This is a genomic window from Pantoea leporis (assembly GCF_028048155.1).
GTDB classification, from domain to species: Bacteria; Pseudomonadota; Gammaproteobacteria; order Enterobacterales; family Enterobacteriaceae; genus Pantoea; species Pantoea leporis.
Window position 1 is genome coordinate 18,136 of record NZ_JALMEU010000011.1, and the last position, 18,636, is coordinate 36,771.

General features: G+C 55.3%; 17 protein-coding genes. 12 read left to right on the top strand and 5 right to left on the bottom strand.

Going from position 1 to position 18,636, the window contains the following annotated elements:
- Positions 1–108 precede the first annotated feature (108 nt).
- The 6 genes from mreC to tldD all read left to right on the top strand — a co-directional run bounded on the left by mreC (position 109) and on the right by tldD (position 9,064).
- The gene (gene mreC / locus MWH02_RS20420; RefSeq protein ID WP_271461331.1) at positions 109–1,143 is read left to right on the top strand and encodes a rod shape-determining protein MreC; all 1,035 of its coding nucleotides are present in this window, start codon (positions 109–111) and stop codon (positions 1,141–1,143) included.
- Positions 1,140–1,628 (top strand): rod shape-determining protein MreD, encoded by a 489-nt coding sequence (gene mreD / locus MWH02_RS20425; protein ID WP_101762839.1) that lies wholly within the window; start codon positions 1,140–1,142, stop codon positions 1,626–1,628. The genes mreC and mreD overlap by 4 nt, the downstream gene beginning before the upstream one ends.
- An 8-nt stretch (positions 1,629–1,636) precedes the next feature.
- Complete coding sequence (locus MWH02_RS20430) at positions 1,637–2,230, top strand: Maf family protein (protein WP_101762840.1); 594 nt, start codon at positions 1,637–1,639, stop codon at positions 2,228–2,230.
- Entirely contained in the window at positions 2,220–3,689 is a 1,470-nt protein-coding gene (rng, locus tag MWH02_RS20435) for a ribonuclease G (RefSeq protein WP_101762841.1), read from the top strand. The genes MWH02_RS20430 and rng overlap by 11 nt, the downstream gene beginning before the upstream one ends.
- A gap of 46 nt (positions 3,690–3,735) precedes the next feature.
- Positions 3,736–7,554 carry an AsmA2 domain-containing protein YhdP gene (gene yhdP, locus MWH02_RS20440; RefSeq protein ID WP_271461332.1) on the top strand — a complete coding sequence of 1,273 codons (3,819 nt, stop codon included), beginning with the start codon at positions 3,736–3,738 and terminating at the stop codon, positions 7,552–7,554.
- Between the two features lie 64 nt (positions 7,555–7,618).
- A complete protein-coding gene (gene tldD / locus MWH02_RS20445) occupies positions 7,619–9,064 on the top strand; it encodes a metalloprotease TldD (RefSeq protein ID WP_271461333.1) in 1,446 nt (481 codons plus the stop codon).
- Between the two features lie 41 nt (positions 9,065–9,105).
- On the opposite strand, the gene aaeR is transcribed toward tldD, so the two are convergent.
- The gene (aaeR, locus tag MWH02_RS20450) at positions 9,106–10,023 is read right to left on the bottom strand and encodes an HTH-type transcriptional activator AaeR (protein ID WP_101762846.1); all 918 of its coding nucleotides are present in this window, start codon (positions 10,021–10,023) and stop codon (positions 9,106–9,108) included.
- 258 nt (positions 10,024–10,281) lie between these two features.
- On the opposite strand from aaeR, the gene aaeX reads away from it, so the two are divergent.
- The 5 genes from aaeX to MWH02_RS20475 all read left to right on the top strand — a co-directional run bounded on the left by aaeX (position 10,282) and on the right by MWH02_RS20475 (position 15,250).
- Positions 10,282–10,485, top strand: coding sequence for a p-hydroxybenzoic acid efflux pump operon protein AaeX (aaeX, locus tag MWH02_RS20455; protein ID WP_021508145.1), 204 nt, complete (start codon positions 10,282–10,284; stop codon positions 10,483–10,485).
- Positions 10,486–10,495: 10 nt separating this feature from the next.
- A complete protein-coding gene (gene aaeA, locus MWH02_RS20460; RefSeq protein WP_101762847.1) occupies positions 10,496–11,425 on the top strand; it encodes a p-hydroxybenzoic acid efflux pump subunit AaeA in 930 nt (309 codons plus the stop codon).
- Positions 11,426–11,436: 11 nt separating this feature from the next.
- On the top strand, positions 11,437–13,389 hold the full coding sequence (gene aaeB / locus MWH02_RS20465; RefSeq protein WP_222234931.1) for a p-hydroxybenzoic acid efflux pump subunit AaeB: 1,953 nt from the start codon (positions 11,437–11,439) through the stop codon (positions 13,387–13,389).
- A 111-nt stretch (positions 13,390–13,500) separates the two neighbouring features.
- The gene (locus MWH02_RS20470) at positions 13,501–14,955 is read left to right on the top strand and encodes an NAD-dependent succinate-semialdehyde dehydrogenase (protein ID WP_271461334.1); all 1,455 of its coding nucleotides are present in this window, start codon (positions 13,501–13,503) and stop codon (positions 14,953–14,955) included.
- A 25-nt stretch (positions 14,956–14,980) separates the two neighbouring features.
- Entirely contained in the window at positions 14,981–15,250 is a 270-nt protein-coding gene (locus MWH02_RS20475; protein WP_271461398.1) for a barstar family protein, read from the top strand.
- Positions 15,251–15,300: 50 nt separating this feature from the next.
- Here MWH02_RS20475 and yhcN (MWH02_RS20480) read toward each other — a convergent pair whose 3' ends face one another.
- The 4 genes from yhcN (MWH02_RS20480) to argR form a co-directional block, all read right to left on the bottom strand.
- Entirely contained in the window at positions 15,301–15,567 is a 267-nt protein-coding gene (gene yhcN, locus MWH02_RS20480; protein WP_008101968.1) for a peroxide/acid stress response protein YhcN, read from the bottom strand.
- A gap of 101 nt (positions 15,568–15,668) precedes the next feature.
- Positions 15,669–15,935 (bottom strand): YdgH/BhsA/McbA-like domain containing protein, encoded by a 267-nt coding sequence (locus MWH02_RS20485; protein WP_007891990.1) that lies wholly within the window; start codon positions 15,933–15,935, stop codon positions 15,669–15,671.
- A 90-nt stretch (positions 15,936–16,025) separates the two neighbouring features.
- Complete coding sequence (gene yhcN / locus MWH02_RS20490; protein WP_101762851.1) at positions 16,026–16,289, bottom strand: peroxide/acid stress response protein YhcN; 264 nt, start codon at positions 16,287–16,289, stop codon at positions 16,026–16,028.
- Between the two features lie 489 nt (positions 16,290–16,778).
- On the bottom strand, positions 16,779–17,249 hold the full coding sequence (argR, locus tag MWH02_RS20495; protein ID WP_008101964.1) for a transcriptional regulator ArgR: 471 nt from the start codon (positions 17,247–17,249) through the stop codon (positions 16,779–16,781).
- Positions 17,250–17,673: 424 nt separating this feature from the next.
- Here argR and mdh point away from each other — a divergent pair, with 424 nt between their 5' ends.
- Positions 17,674–18,609 (top strand): malate dehydrogenase, encoded by a 936-nt coding sequence (gene mdh, locus MWH02_RS20500; RefSeq protein WP_217549775.1) that lies wholly within the window; start codon positions 17,674–17,676, stop codon positions 18,607–18,609.
- The last annotated feature ends 27 nt before the right edge of the window (positions 18,610–18,636 follow it).

An 18,636-nucleotide genomic window follows, 5' to 3' on the forward strand; every position in this document is an offset into this window, starting at 1 on the left:
ATGCTGACGCTGCTGCTGCAACGCACGACGGCGAAATGCGTCCAGCCCTGAGGCGTTGGTGATTTAGGCTAACGCTTCTTCCCTGATGTCGAGGAACACGCAGAATTTATGAAGCCGATTTTTAGCAGGGGACCTTCCCTGCAGTTGCGCCTCTTTCTGGCAGTCATTGTGGCTATCGCGATTATTATCGCCGATAGCCGCGTGAGCTCCTTTTCCCAGATCCGCAACTACCTGGACACATCGGTCAGTCCATTTTATTTTTTGGCCAACGGGCCAAGACAACTTCTTGATGGCGTTTCCGAAACCCTGGCGTCACGTCAGCAATTGGAACTGGAAAATAAAGCACTGCGCCGTGAGCTCTTCCTGAAAAACAGTGACTTGCTGATGCTGGGGCAATATAAGCAGGAAAACGCGCGTCTGCGCGAACTGCTTGGCTCGCCGCTGCGCCAGGATGAGCACAAGATGGTGACGCAGGTGATCTCCACCGGCACCGATCCTTATACCGATCAGGTGGTTATCGACAAAGGCAGCGTAAACGGCGTTTACGAAGGCCAGCCGGTGATCAGTGATAAAGGGGTAGTCGGTCAGGTGGTCGCGGTCGGTCAGGTGACCAGTCGCGTACTGCTGATTTGCGACGCGTCGCATGCGTTGCCGATTCAGGTGCTGCGTAATGATATTCGTGTTATAGCCGCCGGTAATGGCTGCAACGAAGATCTGCAGCTGGAGCATCTACCGGGCAACACCGATATTCGCGTGGGCGATGTGTTAGTCACGTCTGGCCTGGGCGGCCGCTTCCCGGAAGGTTATCCGGTTGGCGTGGTCTCTTCGGTGAAAGTCGATACGCAGCGCGCTTACACGGTGATTCAAGCGCGTCCAGCCGCTGGCTTGCAGCGTTTGCGCTATCTGCTGCTGCTGTGGGGCGCGGATCGCAACGGCGTCGCACCGATGGCACCGGACGAAGTGCATCGCGTGGCCAACGAACGTTTAATGCAGATGATGCCGCAGGTGCTGCCGCCAGCAGGCGAAATGGGCCCACCGGCACCGGATACTTTGCAGTCTTCGCAGCAAATGGGGCCACCGCAACCCGCTAACAGCAGTCGTTCGCAAGGGAATTCTGCGAACACACGCGGAGGCCAGCCTTGAGTCGATATCGCAGCCAGGGCCGATGGGTTATCTGGCTGTCCTTTCTGATTGCCCTCATCCTGCAAATCATGCCGTGGCCGGAACAGATCTATATGTTCCGGCCATCATGGCTATTGCTGATCCTCATTTATTGGGTGCTGGCGCTGCCGCATCGGGTGAATGTTGGTACCGGTTTTTGTCTTGGTGCCATTATGGATCTGGTGGCGGGTTCAACGCTGGGCGTGCGCGCATTAGCCTTTAGCATCATCGCGTATCTGGTGGCCTTTAAATTTCAGTTATTCCGAAACTTAGCGTTGTGGCAGCAGGCATTAATGGTTATGGTGCTGTCCCTTGCGGTGGATGTGATTGTTTTCTGGGCAGAATTCCTGGTGATCAACGTTTCTTTCCGTCCGGAAATCTTCTGGAGTAGCGTGGTCGACGGCGTCCTGTGGCCCTGGCTATTCTTATTGATGAGAAAGATTCGCCGTCAATTCGCTGTTCAGTAAGGAATACTATGATAAGCCTGTACCTCGCATCCGGTTCACCGCGTCGACGTGAGCTGTTAACGCAGCTTGGTCTGCAATTTGAACGCCTGATTACCCACGTAGAAGAGCAGCGTCAGCCTGAAGAAGCGGCTGACGCTTACGTGCGTCGTCTGGCGTCAGATAAGGCGCGCGCGGGCGTCGCGGTGGCACCGCAGGATCTGCCGGTGCTGGGTGCTGATACCATCGTGGTGCTGAACGGTGAAGTACTGGAAAAACCGCAGGATGCGGCGCACGCCGCCGCGATGCTGAGCAAGCTGTCGGGACAAACTCATCAGGTGATGACCGCGGTGGCGCTGGCCGATACGCAGCGTGAGCTGGATTGTCTGGTGACCACGGACGTGACCTTCCGCACGATGACGGCGGAGGAAATTTCGCACTATATTGCCAGTGGCGAGCCGATGGATAAAGCCGGCGCGTACGGAATTCAGGGCCTTGGCGGCAATTTTGTCCGCAAGATTAATGGAAGTTATCACGCCGTGGTGGGATTGCCGCTGGTTGAGACCGGTGAGCTGCTGAGTCATTTTCAGTCACTGCGGGCGTTAAGGGGACAAGATGACGGCTGAACTGCTGGTAAATGTGACACCTTCAGAAACCCGTGTTGCCTACATTGATGGCGGCATTCTGCAGGAAATCCACATTGAACGTGAAGCACGACGTGGCATTGTGGGCAACATCTATAAAGGACGCGTCAGTCGCGTCTTACCTGGCATGCAGGCAGCCTTTGTCGATATCGGCATGGAAAAAGCCGCCTTTCTGCACGCTTCCGACATCATGCCGCACACCGAATGCGTGGCGGGTGATGAGAAGAAAAATTTTGTGGTGCGCGACATTGGCGAGCTGGTGCGTCCCGGCCAGGATCTGATGGTGCAGGTGGTGAAAGATCCGCTGGGCACCAAAGGTGCGCGCCTCACCACCGACATTACGTTGCCTTCACGCTATCTGGTATTTATGCCCGGCGCGTCACACGTTGGCGTCTCGCAGCGTATTGAGAGCGAGGCCGAGCGCGAACGACTGAAAACGGTGGTTGCAGCGCACTGTGACGATCTCGGCGGCTTTATTATTCGTACCGCTGCGGAAGGCATTGGTTCGGAAGAGTTGTCGCAGGATGCCGCTTTCCTGAAACGTTTGTGGACCAAAGTCAGCGAGCGTAAAAAGCGTAATCAGACGCGCTGCCTGCTCTACGGTGAGCTGGCGTTAGCGCAGCGCGTACTGCGAGATTTCGCCGGTGCCGCGCTGGATCGCATTCGCGTGGACTCACGTTTGACCTGCGATTTGCTGGTGGAATTTACCAGCGAATATATTCCGGAAATGGCCAGCAAGCTGGAGCTTTACAGCGGCAAACAGCCGATTTTTGATCTGTTCGACGTTGAGAACGAAATCCAGCGTTCGCTGGAGCGTAAGGTCGAGCTAAAATCCGGCGGCTATCTGATTATCGATCAAACCGAAGCCATGACCACGGTGGATATCAACACCGGCGCGTTTGTCGGACACCGCAATCTCGACGAGACCATCTTCAACACCAACATTGAAGCGACGCAAGCGATCGCGCGTCAGCTGCGACTGCGCAACCTCGGCGGCATCATCATTATCGATTTCATCGACATGAGTAACGACGAGCATCGCCGCCGCGTGCTGCATTCGCTGGAGAGCGCGCTGAGCAAAGATCGGGTGAAAACCGGCATCAATGGTTTCTCGGCGCTCGGTTTGGTGGAGATGACGCGTAAACGCACGCGTGAAAGTATTGAACATGTGCTGTGCGCCGATTGCCCGGTGTGTAAAGGGCGCGGCACCTTGAAAACGGTGGAAACCGTCTGCTATGAGATCATGCGTGAAATTGTGCGCGTGCATCACGCCTACGATTCCGACCGTTTCCTGGTGTACGTTTCCCCGGCGGTGGGCGACGCGCTGAAGGGCGAAGAGTCACACGCGCTGGCGGAAGTGGAGATCTTCGTCGGTAAACAGGTCAAAGTTCATGTTGAACCGCTCTATACCCAAGAGCAGTTTGATGTCGTCATGATGTGATTTTGAGGTTGAGTTCCGCAAGCCAACGGACAGCAAGGAGAGGTGTGTGAGGCGGTTGCCGAGGATTTTGTTACTGCTGCTCGCCGCAATCATCGTAATTGTGGCGCTGCTGGTCAGCGGGTTGCGCCTCGTGATGCCGCACCTCAACAGTTATCGCAGCGATATTCTGCAGACGATCTCACGCGTCAGCGGCGTCACGGTGACGGCCAGCGAACTGCAGGGCAAATGGGAGAATTTTGGCCCGACGCTGCAGATGCGCAATCTCAACGTCGCGATGCAGGAAGATGGGCAACTGACCATCGGCCGCGTCAATCTGGCGCTCAATGTGTGGCAATCGCTGCTGCACTGGCGCTGGCAATTCCGCGATCTCACCTTCTGGCAGCTGCATCTCGAAACCAATCATCCGCTGTTCACCAGTGACGAACAGAAGAACAGCTTCAAACCGGCGCAAATCAACGATCTGTTTTTGCGTCAGTTCGATCACTTCGATCTACGCGACAGCAGCATCCGTTTTCTGACGCCGTCCGGCCAGCATGCTGAACTGGCGATTCCGCGCCTTACCTGGCTGAACGAAAATACCCGTCACCGCGCCGAGGGCGAAGTGAGCCTCTCCAGTTTTACCGGCCAGCATGGCGTGGTGCAGGTGCGACTTAATCTCAACGACAGCAACGGTTTACTCAGCGATGGCCGCATCTGGATGCAGGCCGATGATGTTGATGTGCGACCGTGGATTGGTCCGTGGCTGCGTGATAACACCAGCCTTGAGAGCGCGCGCTTCAGTCTGGCCGCGTGGGCGAATTTGCGCGATGGCGATCTCTACGCCGGTGATTTGCTGTTGAGCAAAGGTGGCGCGCGCTGGCGCGGCGAGCAGGGCGATCATCAATTAGAGGTTGATGGCTTAACCGCGCACTTGTCGCGCTACCAGAATGGCTGGAGCCTTTCGGTACCGCAAACTCGCTTGAGAACGGATGGCATCGCATGGGCGCCAGGACATTTTTCCCTGCTGTGGAAGCCGGAAGATAAGCAGATGCTCGGCGCCAACAGTGCGCCGGAGATGCGCGTGCGTGCCACGCAGCTGGATTTAGAACGTCTGGCGCCCGTCGTTCCGCTGTTTGCACCGCTTTCCCCAACCTTGCTGGATAACTGGCGTGCGCTACAGCCGCGCGGCCACATTGATGCGCTGGCGCTGGATATCCCGCTGCAGCAGCCTGAGCAAACGCGTTTGCAGGTGAAATGGCGCGATCTCGCCTGGCAACAGTGGGAATTACTGCCGGGTATCAGCAATCTCAGCGGGAGCGCCAGCGGCAGCTTAAACAACGGCTTGCTGGATGTGGTGATGGGCCAGGCGGAAGTACCGTACGGCGATATGTTCCAGGCTCCGCTGCAGATTAAACAGATCACTGGCCAGCTCAACTGGCTGCGCGATGCTAACGGCTTAACGCTGGATGGACATCAGCTGGATGTGCAGGCCCGTTCGCTATGGGCACGCGGCGATTTCCGCTACCAGCAAAATTTGGGTAGCGCGCCGCGCCTCGATATCCTCGCCGGAATTCGCGTTACCGATGCTGGCGATGCATGGCGTTATTTCCCGCAGCAGCTGATGGGCCACGATCTTACTCACTATCTCAGTGACGCGATTAAAGGCGGGCAGGTGGATAACGCCACGCTGCTGTTTGCTGGCGATCCCTCGCTGTTCCCGTTCAAACACAATGACGGCATGTTTGAAGTTTGGGTTCCGCTGCGCAATGCCACCTTCCAGTTCCAGCCCGGCTGGCCTGCGCTGGAAAACCTCGACATCAATCTCGACTTCCTCAACAACGGTTTGTGGATGAAAGCCGATAAAACCAGGCTCGGCGAGGTTGATGCGCGCAATGTCAGCGCGGTGATCCCGGATTACCTGAAAGAGAAGTTGATCATCGATGGCGATATCAGCGGCGAAGGCAAAAAAATCGCTGACTATTTCGAGCAAACACCGCTGAAACCGACGCTCGGCGCGGCGCTGCAGGAGCTACAGATTGGCGGCAATGTGCGCGGCACGCTGAATCTCGATATTCCATTGGATGGCGAGCAGGTGCACGCCAGCGGCAATGTGGTGCTGAACAACAACAGTCTGCATATCAAGCCGTTAAATACCACGCTAAACAATCTCACCGGTCGCTTCCGTTACAACAACGGCAATCTGGAGAGTGAAGAGCTGCAGGCCAACTGGTTCGGGCAGCCAACCGGCGTGAGTTTCAGCACGAAAGAGAATCCCAACGATTTTGGCGTGAACGTCAAACTGCTGGGCGATTGGCAGCCAGGTAATATCAAGGTGCTGCCTGATGCCATCACGCGTCAGTTAGACGGCTCTTTACCGTGGCAGGGCAACGTGGATATCACGCTGCCGCATAAAGGTGGCGCAACCTACAAAGTGGCACTGCAAGGCGAGGGCAAAGCAGTAAGCAGTCACTTACCAGCACCGCTGGATAAAGCGGCCGGTGAAGCGATGCCGATTACCATCAACGCGGATGGCGATCTGAAAGGCTTTACCTTGAGCGGCAGCGTGCGCGAGCGCCATCGTTTCAATAGCCGCTGGATTCTGGAGCCGCAGCTGCGCGTTGATCGCGGGATCTGGCTGAATGATGCGAAAAGCACACCGAAGCTGCCGGAAAAGCGCGGCATGGAGCTGAATCTCCCGCCGCTGGATGGCGAAGCCTGGATGGGGATGATGGCTGGCGCGGGCAGTGCGCGTAACGCTCAGGGCGAGCCGGAAGTGGGCGGCGCGGCGCTGCTGGGCGACTTTATTCTGCGCACACCGGCGCTGACGCTTGGTGGTCAGCAATGGCAAGACGTTAACGCTACTGTTACGCAGGGGCCAGCCGGCAACACCCACTTGCAGCTGGAGAGCCGTGAAGCACGTGGCAGTTTGCAGACGGCGCAGCGCTCTCCATGGCAGATCAACCTGAGCTATCTTTACTACAATCCTGAATGGGCTGAGAAAAGCGATGGAAAATCATCGCCGTTTGGCGGCAACAGCAGCAACATCAACTTCAGCAGCTGGCCAGCGTTGCAGCTCAACTGTGATGAGTGCTGGATTCGCGGGCAGAAGTTTGGCCACATGCAGGCGAAGCTACAGCCGCAAGGCGATACGTTAGCACTTACTAACGCCTCGATTGATTCTGGCAGCTCAAAATTAAATGTGGCGGGTGAATGGGTGAATAAACCCGGCGATCAGCGCACTTCGCTGAAGGGCAGCCTGAGCGGCGACAACATCAATGACGCGGCTAACTGGTTTGGCATGAATACGCCGCTGCGCGATGCACCGTTTAAACTCGATTACGATCTGCACTGGCGTTCTGCGCCGTGGCAGCCATCGGAAGAGACGCTAAGCGGTACGCTGAAAACCCACTTTGACAAAGGTCAGATCGCCGATGTGAATACCGGTCGCGCCGGGCAGTTACTGCGCCTGTTTAGCTTTGATGCCTTGCTACGCAAGATGCGCTTCGATTTCAGCGACACCTTTAGTGACGGTTTCTATTTCGATTCGATCAACGGCACCGCGTGGATTGAAAACGGTGTGATGCGTACCGATAACCTGCTGGTGGATGGCCTGGAAGCGGATATCGCCATGAAGGGCAACATCGATTTGGTGAAGCGTCAGATCGACATGGAAGCGGTGGTCGCCCCGGAAATCTCCGCGTCGGTTGGCGTCGCCACTGCATTCGTCATCAATCCGGTGGTCGGTGCTGCGGTCTTCGCCGCCAGCAAAGTGCTGGGACCGCTGTGGAATAAGATTTCACTGTTGCGTTACCACATCAGCGGACCGCTGGATAAGCCGGAAATCAATGAAGTACTGCGCAAACCGCGCGAAGACGAGAAGAAGTGAATTTGACGCCGTCGGGTAATTGCCGCAGGCTATGACTATCCGAGCACATAATGAGTGAGAAACGATGACTCTGAATCTGGTAAGTGAGCAGTTGCTAACTGCGAACAGCATTAATCAGCAGGACCTTTATTCCCTGTTAGGGCAGCTTTCAGAACGTCGTCTGGATTATGCCGATCTCTATTTCCAGTCCAGTTTCCACGAATCCTGGGTGCTGGAAGACAAAATTATTAAAGATGGTTCCTACCATATCGATCAGGGCGTGGGCGTCCGCGCCGTGAGCGGCGAGAAAACCGGTTTCGCCTACGCTGACCAGATTTCCCTGAATGCACTGCGTCAGTCGTCTGAAGCGGCGCGCAGCATCGTGCGTGAACAAGGCAACGGTAAAGCGCATACCTTATCGGCGGTGCTGAACCGTTCGTTGTATGCGCCCGTTAATCCGCTGGATAGCCTGACGCGCGAAGACAAAATTGCCCTGCTGCACCGTGTTGATAAAGTGGCGCGTGCCTCGGATCCACGTGTGCAGGAAGTGAATGCCAGCCTGAGTGGCGTCTACGAACAGGTGCTGGTCGCCGCAACTGACGGCACGCTGGCCGCAGATATTCGTCCGCTGGTGCGTCTTTCCATCAGCGTGCAGGTGGAAGATCAGGGTAAACGCGAACGTGGCTCAAGCGGCGGCGGCGCGCGTACCGGTTATGAATTCTTCCTCGCTGATGAGAGCGGTGATGTGCGTGCCGATGCCTGGGCGCGCGAAGCGGTGCGCATGGCGCTGGTCAATCTCTCCGCCGTGGCGGCACCCGCTGGCATGTTGCCGGTGGTGCTGGGCGCAGGTTGGCCGGGTGTGCTGCTGCACGAAGCAGTTGGACATGGTCTGGAAGGTGATTTCAACCGTCGTGCGACATCGGTATTCAGCGGCAAAATGGGCCAACTGGTGGCTTCAGAGCTGTGTACCGTGGTTGACGATGGCACCATTGAAGGTCTGCGCGGTTCGCTGGCGGTCGATGATGAAGGCGTGCCGGGCCAGTACAACATGCTGATCGAAAATGGCGTGCTGAAAGGCTACATGCAGGACAAGCTGAATGCGCGCCTGATGGGCGTCAATCCAACTGGCAATGGTCGCCGTGAATCTTACGCGCACCTGCCAATGCCGCGCATGACCAACACTTACATGCTGGCAGGCAAATCGACGCCGCAAGATATCATTGAAAGCGTGGAGTACGGCATTTACGCGCCAAACTTCGGCGGCGGCCAGGTTGATATCACGTCCGGCAAGTTCGTGTTCTCCACCTCAGAAGCTTATCTGATCGAGAACGGCAAAGTGACGACGCCCGTGAAAGGCGCCACGCTGATTGGCTCCGGCATCGAAGCGATGCAGCAGATCTCGATGGTCGGCAACGATCTGGCGCTGGATAAAGGCGTCGGCGTATGCGGTAAAGAGGGACAAAGCGTACCGGTTGGCGTGGGTCAGCCAACGCTGAAGCTGGATAAAATCACCGTAGGTGGTACCGCCTAACGTTGTCAGGTCGCCATGTATGGCGACCTGAACATCTGCCCTCAACCTTTCCGATGCTGCTGATACTGCTGCGCTACCTGCCTGAAATACTCGGTCAGATAATCAATGCACACCTGCACTTTCAGCGGCAGCTTGTCTTTCTCGGTATAGAGCGCATAGACCGGGCGCGGCTCCGAGTGATATTGCGGGAACAGAATATCGATCTCCCCCGCATTGATCTCATCAATCACCCACATCAACGGCACATAGGCAATACCGCAACCAGCTTTCAGCCAGCGTATCAGCGTCTGCGAATCGTTGGTGACGAAACGGCCCTGCGGCGTAAGGCGGGTAACCAATCCTTCCGGCGCAACCAGTTCAAAAGTGTTATCCGGCCGCACGCTATATTCCAGCCACGAAAAATTATCGATCTCGCTGGGTTTTTCCGGCGTGCCATGCTGCGCCAGATAGCTCTTCGCCGCGCACACCACCATCGGCATTGCACCCAGCCGACGCGAGAACAAGTTCGAATCCTGCAGCGCGCCCACGCGCACCACCAAATCCAAACCGTTGGCAATCAAATCGGGAGCAGGAATGCCCGTCACCAGATTGACCCCCAAACCCGGATATTCGCGTAACATTTCGCTGGTCATCGCTGATAACACATTCTGCGCCATCGTCGATGAGCAGCCGATCCGTAGAATACCGATCGGCGTGTTGTTAAAGGCGTACAGCTGCTCGTGTACCTGCGACGCCTCCGCCAGCATGCGGCGACAGCCCTGAAAATAGATCTTTCCGGCCTCAGTCAGGCCAATGCTGCGCGTGCTGCGATTAAGCAATTTAACCTGTAACTCATCTTCCAGTTTGGCGACAATCTGGCTGATAGACGAAACGCTAAGCTGTAGCTGGCGCGCCGCGGCGGTAAATGAACCCAATTCAACCACTTTGGCGAAAATGGACATGCTTTTAAGTCGATCCATTGTTTACTCTGGCTAAAAAGTGATTTAGCTCACAATATGTAGAAAACGTATAGTCAAGCGCGTTACTATACGCGCGCTGGGTCTCTTCACTGCACCTGAACACGGCTGTGTTAGCCCGATGATACGCTATGATTAGCTCAACGCGGCCTGAATGTTGCCATCAGTTTATCCGTCATCCCCTGATCGTAAACCCAACGTGCTATACGGCACGTGGGCAGGTATCGGTGCAATCCGGCAAGGTCGAACTAAGGATCCGAAATGAGTGTGCTTCCGGTATTTGTCGTATTCGGGCTGAGTTTTCCGCCCATCTTCATTGAACTACTGGTTTCACTGGCGCTGTTCTGGCTGGTGAAACGCGTGCTAACGCCTAGCGGGATCTACGATCTGGTTTGGCATCCGGCACTGTTTAACACTGCGCTGTATTGCTGCGTGTTTTACCTTGTATCCCGTTTATTCGTCTGAGGTTTTTTAAGTGAAAGCGCTAATAAGAAAAATCGCGCGATACGCGATTACACTCCTGCTGGTTGTCATCGCCATCGTGATCATCTTCCGCGCCTGGGTGTTCTACACCGAATCACCGTGGACGCGTGATGCCAAATTCTCTGCCGATGTGGTGGCGATCTCGCCTGACGTCACCGGCATCATCACTGACGTGCCGGTGCACGACAACCAGCTGGTGAAAAAAGGCGACACGCTGTTTGTGGTTGATCGTCCGCGCTACCAAAAAGCGCTGGACGAAGCCCAGGCGGATGTCGAGTATTACCAGGCGTTAGTGAGTGAAAAACGCCGTGAAGCCAGTCGCCGCAATCAGTTGGGTACCAGCGCCATGTCGCGTGAAGCGATTGAGCAATCCAATAACGATCTGCAAACCAGCGAGCACCAGCTGGCGAAGTCTGTGGCCACGCGCGACCTGGCGGTGATTGACCTCGATCGCACCACTATCAAAGCGCCATCTGACGGCTGGGTCACCAACCTCAATGTCTATCAGGGCGAATTCATCACGCGCGGCTCGGTAGCCGTGGCGTTGGTGCAACAGCACTCCTTCTATGTGCTGGCCTATATGGAAGAGACCAAGCTGGATGGCGTGCGTCCGGGCTTCCGCGCACAAATTACCCCGTTGGGGAGCAACGCGGTACTGCGTGGCACCGTTGACAGCATCGCGGCGGGCGTAACCAACAGCAGCAGCACCAGCGACAGCAAAGGCATGGCGACCATCGACTCGAATCTGGAGTGGGTGCGTCTGGCGCAGCGTGTGCCGGTGCGTATTCGTCTCGACGAGCAACCGGGCAACCGCTTCCCGGCGGGGACCACGGCGACGGTGGTGATCACCGGTGCGCAGGATCGCGAAACCAAAGTCTCGCCGCTGGCACAGTTGTTCAATCGCCTGCGTGAGTTTGGTTAAGCGAGGGCGATATGATTGAGTTTTTGCGTTTCCCGGTGAAGCTCACCTTCGCGCTGGTTGCGGCGTTGATGATTGGCTTTCACTTCAATCTGGAAACGCCGCGTTGGGCGGTAATGACCGCCGGCATCGTGGCCGGTGGTACCGCCTTTGCTGCGGGGGGCGATCCCTATTCTGGCGCGCTGCGCTATCGCGGCATTCTGCGCATCATCGGTACTTTTATTGGCTGTATCGCCGCGCTCACCATCATGATTGCCACGGTGCGCGCGCCGGTGGTGATGCTGCTGCTGTGCTGTATGTGGGCCGGCATGTGCGTGTGGCTCTCTTCGCTGATCAAAGTCGAAAACTCCTATGCGTTGGGTCTTGCCGGTTACACCGCGCTGATCATCGTGGTGACGGCGGATGCCAGCGGCGGCTTAACGCTGGCTCCGCAGTACGCGGTTGAGCGCTGCAGTGAAATCGTCATCGGTATTCTGTGTGCCATCCTCGCCGACATGCTGTTCTCGCCGCGCTCGATCAAGAAAGTGATTGAGCAGGAAGTGGACGCGCTGCTGGTGGCGCACTACAAATTGCTGCAGCTGTGCGTCGCGCATGAAGACAAAGAGGAAGTGGATAAAGCCTGGAGCGCGTTAGTGCGTCGCACCACGGCACTCAACGGCATGCGCGGCCAGCTGATGATGGAATCCTCACGCTGGAAAAACTCCAGCCGCCGCCTGCAAATGCTCAACACCTTATCGCTGACGCTGATCACGCAGGCCGCCGAAACTTTCCTGATTCAAAACTCGCGTCCGGAATACATTCCACCGCACTATCGTTTGCTGATCGAAAAAGAGGTCAACAGCGTCAACGATGTGCATAAGCGCATGAAGGTGATGCGTCGCCTGATTGGCGTGAGCAGCAAAACCGTGCCGGTGACGCTGGCGAGTTGGGTCGGCGCGGCCACTGAATATCTGCTGCTGATTAACGGCATTAAAAGTAATAGCCGCATCACCACGCTGGAAGAGAGCATTCTGCAGCGTGAGGTAGTGATTCAGGCGCGCTCTGCGGAAACCCATCACGCGATGATCAACGGTATACGTACCTTCGTCGCCACCGCGCTGGGATCGCTGTTCTGGCTGTATACCGGCTGGACATCAGGCAGCGGCTGCATGGTGATGCTGGCGGTGATTACCGCGCTGGCGATGCGTATGCCGAATCCGCTGATGATGGCGAAAGACTTCCTTTACGGCATGACGGTTGCGGTGCCGCTCGGCGCGCTCTACTTCATCTTTATTCTGCCCGCGACCCAGCAAAGTGCGCTGCTGTTGTGTATCGCCATCGGCGCGCTGGGTTTTATCGGCGGCATCTTCGTGCAGCGTCGTCAGTTGGGTACGCTGGGTGCGTTGATTGGTACCATCAACGTGCTGGTGCTGGATAACCCGATGAAGTTCGAGTTCAACGTATTCCTCGATAACGTGCTGGGCCAGGTGATTGGCTGCTTTGTAGCGATGATGGTGATTCTGCTGATTCGCGATAAATCCAAAGAGCGTACCGGACGTAAACTGCTGAATCGCTTTATGTATGCGGCAGTTGCTGCCCTGACCACTAATCAGGCGCGTCGTCGTGAAAACCACTTGCCGGCGCTGTATCAGCAATTGTTTTTGCTGCTCAACCTGTTCCCCGGCGATATCGATAAATACCGGATCGCGCTGACGCTGATTATCGGCCATCAACGCCTGCGCAATGCCGAAGTGCCGGTGAATGCAGATCTCTCGGCCTATCACCGCCAGCTGCGCTACACCGCCGACCGCATTATCTCCGCGACCAGCGATGATAAGCGGCGCTATTACTTCGAGCGGCTGCTGAAGGAGCTGGATGTGTATCAGGAGAAGCTGCAGCACTATGCTGCGCCTGATAACGTCACCGAGCCGGTGAAACGGCTGGCACTGATGCTGGATAAGTATCAGAACACCTTAATACAAATCTGAAACTGGCCGCTGCAACCTGCAGCGGCCTTTTAGATCCCACGCTGACACAAAAACCTCTGATATTGGCATCTATACTTTCCTGACAGGACGCAAACTGACAGGAGAAAACCGATGTCCACTTCCCTGCAACAACACGAATTTTTCAAGACCGGCTATTTCGCTGATGGTCAGTGGCATAACGCCAGCGCCACCTTTGAGGTGACCAATCCTGCCACCGGCGAAGTTATCGCTAACGTGGCGAAAGCCGGCCAGCAAGAAACCGAACAGGCGATTGCCGCCGCGCAGCGTGCGTTTCCCGCCTGGCGCGATAAAACCGCCAAGGCGCGTGCCGAAATCCTCTATCGCTGGTATCAGCTGATCATCGAGAACAAAAGCTGGCTCGGCCAATTGATGACGGCCGAGCAGGGTAAACCGCTTAAAGAAGCCGAAGGTGAAGTGGAATACGCCGCCAGCTTTATTCAGTGGTTTGCCGAGCAGGCGAAACGCGCCAACGGTGAAATCATCCCGCCGGCTAAACCGGGCTCGCGCATTCTGGCGACGCGCGAACCAATTGGTGTGGTCGCGGCGATCACGCCGTGGAATTTCCCGATGGCGATGCTGACGCGCAAACTTGGCCCCGCATTGGCCGCAGGCTGTACCGGCATCATCAAACCCGCTAACAACACACCGCTGAGCGCCTTCGCGTTGCTGGCGCTGGCGCAGAAAGCCGGTGTGCCTGATGGCGTACTCAATGCGGTGGCGGGCGATACGCATGCCATTAGCGACGCGATTATGGCCAGCAAGGCGGTGCGCAAAATCTCCTTTACTGGTTCCACCGCGGTGGGCAAAACGCTGATGCGTAATGCGGCTGAAACCATGAAAAAAGTCTCGATGGAGTTAGGCGGCAACGCGCCTTACATCGTGTTTGATGATGCCGATATTGATGCGGCGGTGCAGGGCGCGATTGCCAACAAATTCCGCAACGCCGGACAGGTGTGCGTCAGCGTCAACCGCTTCTATGTGCATAACGCGATCTACGATCGCTTCGTTAATCAACTGGCCGATGCGGTGGGCAAACTAAAAGTCGGAAATGGCGTGGAAGAAGGGGTGATCGTTGGCCCGCTGATTGAGCCGTCCGCGCTGGAGAAAGTGGAGGAGCACGTCAAAGATGCATTGAGTAAAGGCGGCAAATTGCTGGTCGGCGGCGAACGTCATCCTCTTGGCGGCAACTTCTGGCAACCAACGGTGATTGGCGAAGCGCATGAAGAGATGAAGCTGGCGCAGGAAGAGACGTTTGGCCCGGTTGCGGCTTGCTTCCGCTTTGACGATGAAGCCGAGGTGATTGCGCGTGCCAACAATACCGAATTTGGCCTGGCGGCTTACTTCTACACGCAGAATCTGCAACGGGTGTTCCGCGTCTCAGCGGCGCTGGAAGCGGGCATGATCGGCATTAACGAATGCGCGGTATCCACTGAGCTGGCACCGTTTGGCGGCGTGAAAGAGTCTGGACTGGGACGCGAAGGATCGGTGTTGGGGATGGAAGAGTATCTGGAAGTTAAAGCGTTGCACCTCGGCGGACTCAGCTAGCCGCAACAACCAAGAGGGCGTCATGATGAGAACCGAGCGTTTCGATTTCGACGAGATTGTCGATCAAGCCCATTTTTATCGACAGTTTAGCGATCGTTTTGCGTTAGCCGATCTCGCCATCAACGATCTTGACGATCTTTGGGGTGCGATTGTCGGTGAGCAACTGCCGTTGCCGCTGGAGATTGAATTTGTAAATCTGGGGAAAGGGCAGAAACGCCGGTATGGCGCATTAATCCTGCTATTTGATGAAGCAGAAGAGGAGCTGGAAGGCCAGCTCCGCTTCAATATAAAGTAAAAAGGGCCCCGGCGAGCGGGGCCAAAGGGTTCGTCTTAATTGACGAGGAATTACTTATACAGCTCAGCTGTCACGTGGTAGCTGTCGCCGGTTTTCGCTTCAATCACTTTGTAAGCGCTGGCACCTTGCTCATCCGCTTTCTGAGAAAGCTCGGCACGATAGTCCATTGGCGAACCGCCGGTTCCGCTGATTGAAATGGTGCTGCCGGTAGGTTGCAGATTCTGCGCCTGTTGTTCGGTGACCAGTTGTGCTGCAGAAGCACCAAAGGCGAACAGGGAAAGCAGGGTAGCAGTTGCGATGGTTGTTTTGATTTTCATAATTTTCTCCTCGTTTAATCAACAACCTGCGGCAGAAAAGGGGTGGCGGGTCGTCGATCTATTGCCTGGCGCCATCAAGGCACCGGACGTTCAATTAGTGATTATTTGTACAGTTCAGCAGTTACGTGGAAAGTATCGCCACGGTTGCTTTCGATGATGCGGTAATGGCTGGCACCCTGCGCATCGGCTTTCTGTGACAGTTCCTGACGCACGTTGGTTTGGTCGCCGTCAACACCGCTCACGCTGATGGTTTGGTTCAGAGATTGCAGCTGTTCAGCTTGTTGGTTTGAAACAAGGCTGGCGGCACTCGCGCCAAAAGAAAGAACAGAAGCCAGGCCCAGTACTGCGATAGCTAATTTGGTTTTCATGATTCACTCTCCTGAAATGGGGGCCGGCAACCTGAGAGGCAAGAGCGTCTCAAACGGGTTGCCGTTCACATTGCTTTTTAAGTCAGTAACTTATTTGTACAGCTCAGCGGTTGCGTGGTAGCTGTCACCGGTATTCGCCTCAACCACGCGATAGGCTTTAGCACCTTGCTGGTCGGCTTTATCGTTTAACTGCTGACGGATATCCATTGGAGAACCGCCCACGCCGCTGACGCTAATGGTGCCCGCAGGTTGCAGATTCGCTGCCTGTTCGGCATTAATAGAATCTGCTGCAAAAGCACCAAATGACAGGGCAGAGAGAACACTTAAAGTCGCGATAGTAGTTTTAACGTTCATGATAATTTTCCTCGTCGTCTGTTTTTATCTTTTTCTTTCGTGTGATTTGCATCACGAAAACAAGTATAGATCTAATCACCCATGAAATTAATACCGAACTAATAATGTTTGGTTGTAATTCTTTATCCTTATGGCACTTTTTTAGAACCTGAAGTTATAAAAAACGCCTGGATCTTAACCATAGGTGGTTATTTCACCGTAAAAACAATGATCTACATCAAATTATCTTTTAGTGCGAAAGATCGTGGTTGATCTCGCTGGCTGATACAGATAGAGAAGGGAAAGACACTGAGCACAATGTGTAAAGCAGCGTAAAATAGCGCATAAGGTTAAACGGGCACAAAGGTCGTACCAATGATAGCGGCTGAAAAGAACCGACAGGCATATGGATAACTTATTATTTACAAAGGGATTTGTAACAGAATGGTTACGAATGAAGCGCAAAGGGCAAGATTACCGGCAGAGGAACTGCCGGTATGCAGCAGGGTTTTATAGCTCTTGTTCGAATAAAACCAGGATCGCGTCGTACAGCTGTTTTACCGAGAAGGTGCGCGCGGGAGTAATAAAGATGGTGTCATCACCGGCAATGGTGCCGAGAATGCCTTCCGCTTTGCCCAGCGAATCCAGCAGGCGCGCAATCAGCTGCGCCGCGCCCGGACTGGTGTGAATCACCACTAACGCATCGTTGTAATCGATATCCAGCACCAGATTCTTCAGCGGGCTGGTGGTGGTGGGCACGCCGAGTTCAGCAGGCAGGCAGTAAACCATCTCCATCTTGGCGTTGCGCGTGCGCACCGCGCCAAACTTGGTCAGCATGCGAGAAACTTTGGACTGATTAATATTCTCGAAGCCGTCTTCCTGCAGCGCCTGCACGATTTCGCCCTGGGAGCTGAATTTCTCTTCCTTCAATAAGGCTTTAAACGCCTTAATCAAGTCGTCTTGTTTCGATGGGTTTCGCATAAGCTACCAATTAAAAAGGGGTTGCAGAGGGCAACAGGCCCACGGCAGATAAATTATTATGCATTTAGATGAATTTTTATGCAATAAGTCTGGTAAGAGAATCGCGGTAATGACTTACGGGGCGGGCATCATAACAGAATATGATGTTGCACCAAAATCGCGGGTGGACGCGCAAAGCGAAGGTTGCAAAGTTGTTATATTATTGAAGTGGTAACAACAATATCGATGATCATTGCCGTCCATTGTCTTCTGGCTGCGAATGAATCATTCAGGCGACTTCTGAAGTGGAGATGTCTCGGGAGCCGATTGCGGCGTAGTGTTTAGTGCGCGACAGGTTTAGTCGCTATCGCCTGAGAAGTTGATTAAACTCGTAACCTGATGGATTTTCGGCATATCTCTGCCCCACCTTAATAAGGAGTTCAGGATGAAAGTTGCCGTTCTCGGTGCCGCTGGTGGTATTGGCCAGGCGCTCGCACTGCTGCTCAAAACGCAATTACCCGCAGGCTCAGCTCTCTCACTTTACGATATCGCCCCGGTAACGCCCGGTGTGGCGGTCGATCTCAGTCATATCCCAACGGCAGTCACCGTGGAAGGGTTTAGCGGTGAAGATGCTACGCCTGCGCTGCATGGTGCTGATGTGGTGCTGATCTCCGCGGGTGTGGCACGTAAGCCGGGCATGGATCGCGCCGACCTGTTTAACGTCAACGCTGGTATCGTGCGTAACCTGATCGAACAGGTTGCCAGTACCGCGCCAAAAGCGCTGATTGGCGTCATCACCAATCCGGTGAATACGACGGTGGCGATTGCGGCCGAAGTGCTAAAAAAAGCCGGCGTGTATGACAAGAATCGCCTGTTTGGCGTTTCCACCCTCGATATCATCCGTGCCAATACCTTTGTCGCGGCGTTAAAAGGCAAGCAGCCTAACGAGATTGAAGTGCCGGTGGTGGGCGGGCATTCCGGCGTAACGATTCTGCCGCTGCTGTCGCAGGTGGAAGGCGTGAGCTTCAGCGAGCAGGAAGTGGCGGATCTCACCAAACGTATTCAGAACGCGGGCACCGAAGTGGTGGAAGCCAAAGCCGGTGGCGGATCGGCGACGCTGTCGATGGGACAGGCAGCGGCCCGTTTTGGCCTGTCATTGATTCGTGCCCTGCAAGGCGAAGCCAACGTGGTGGAGTGCGCGTATGTGGAAGGCGATGGCGAATATGCCCGCTTCTTCTCGCAGCCGCTGCTGCTGGGCAAAAACGGCATCGTTGAACGCCGTCCGCTGGGCACGCTGAGTGCCTTTGAACAGCAGGCGCTAAACGGCATGCTGGAAACGCTGAAGAAAGATATCTCGCAGGGCGAAGAGTTTGTGAAGTGATGAACTCTAAGCGGCAATAAAAAACGC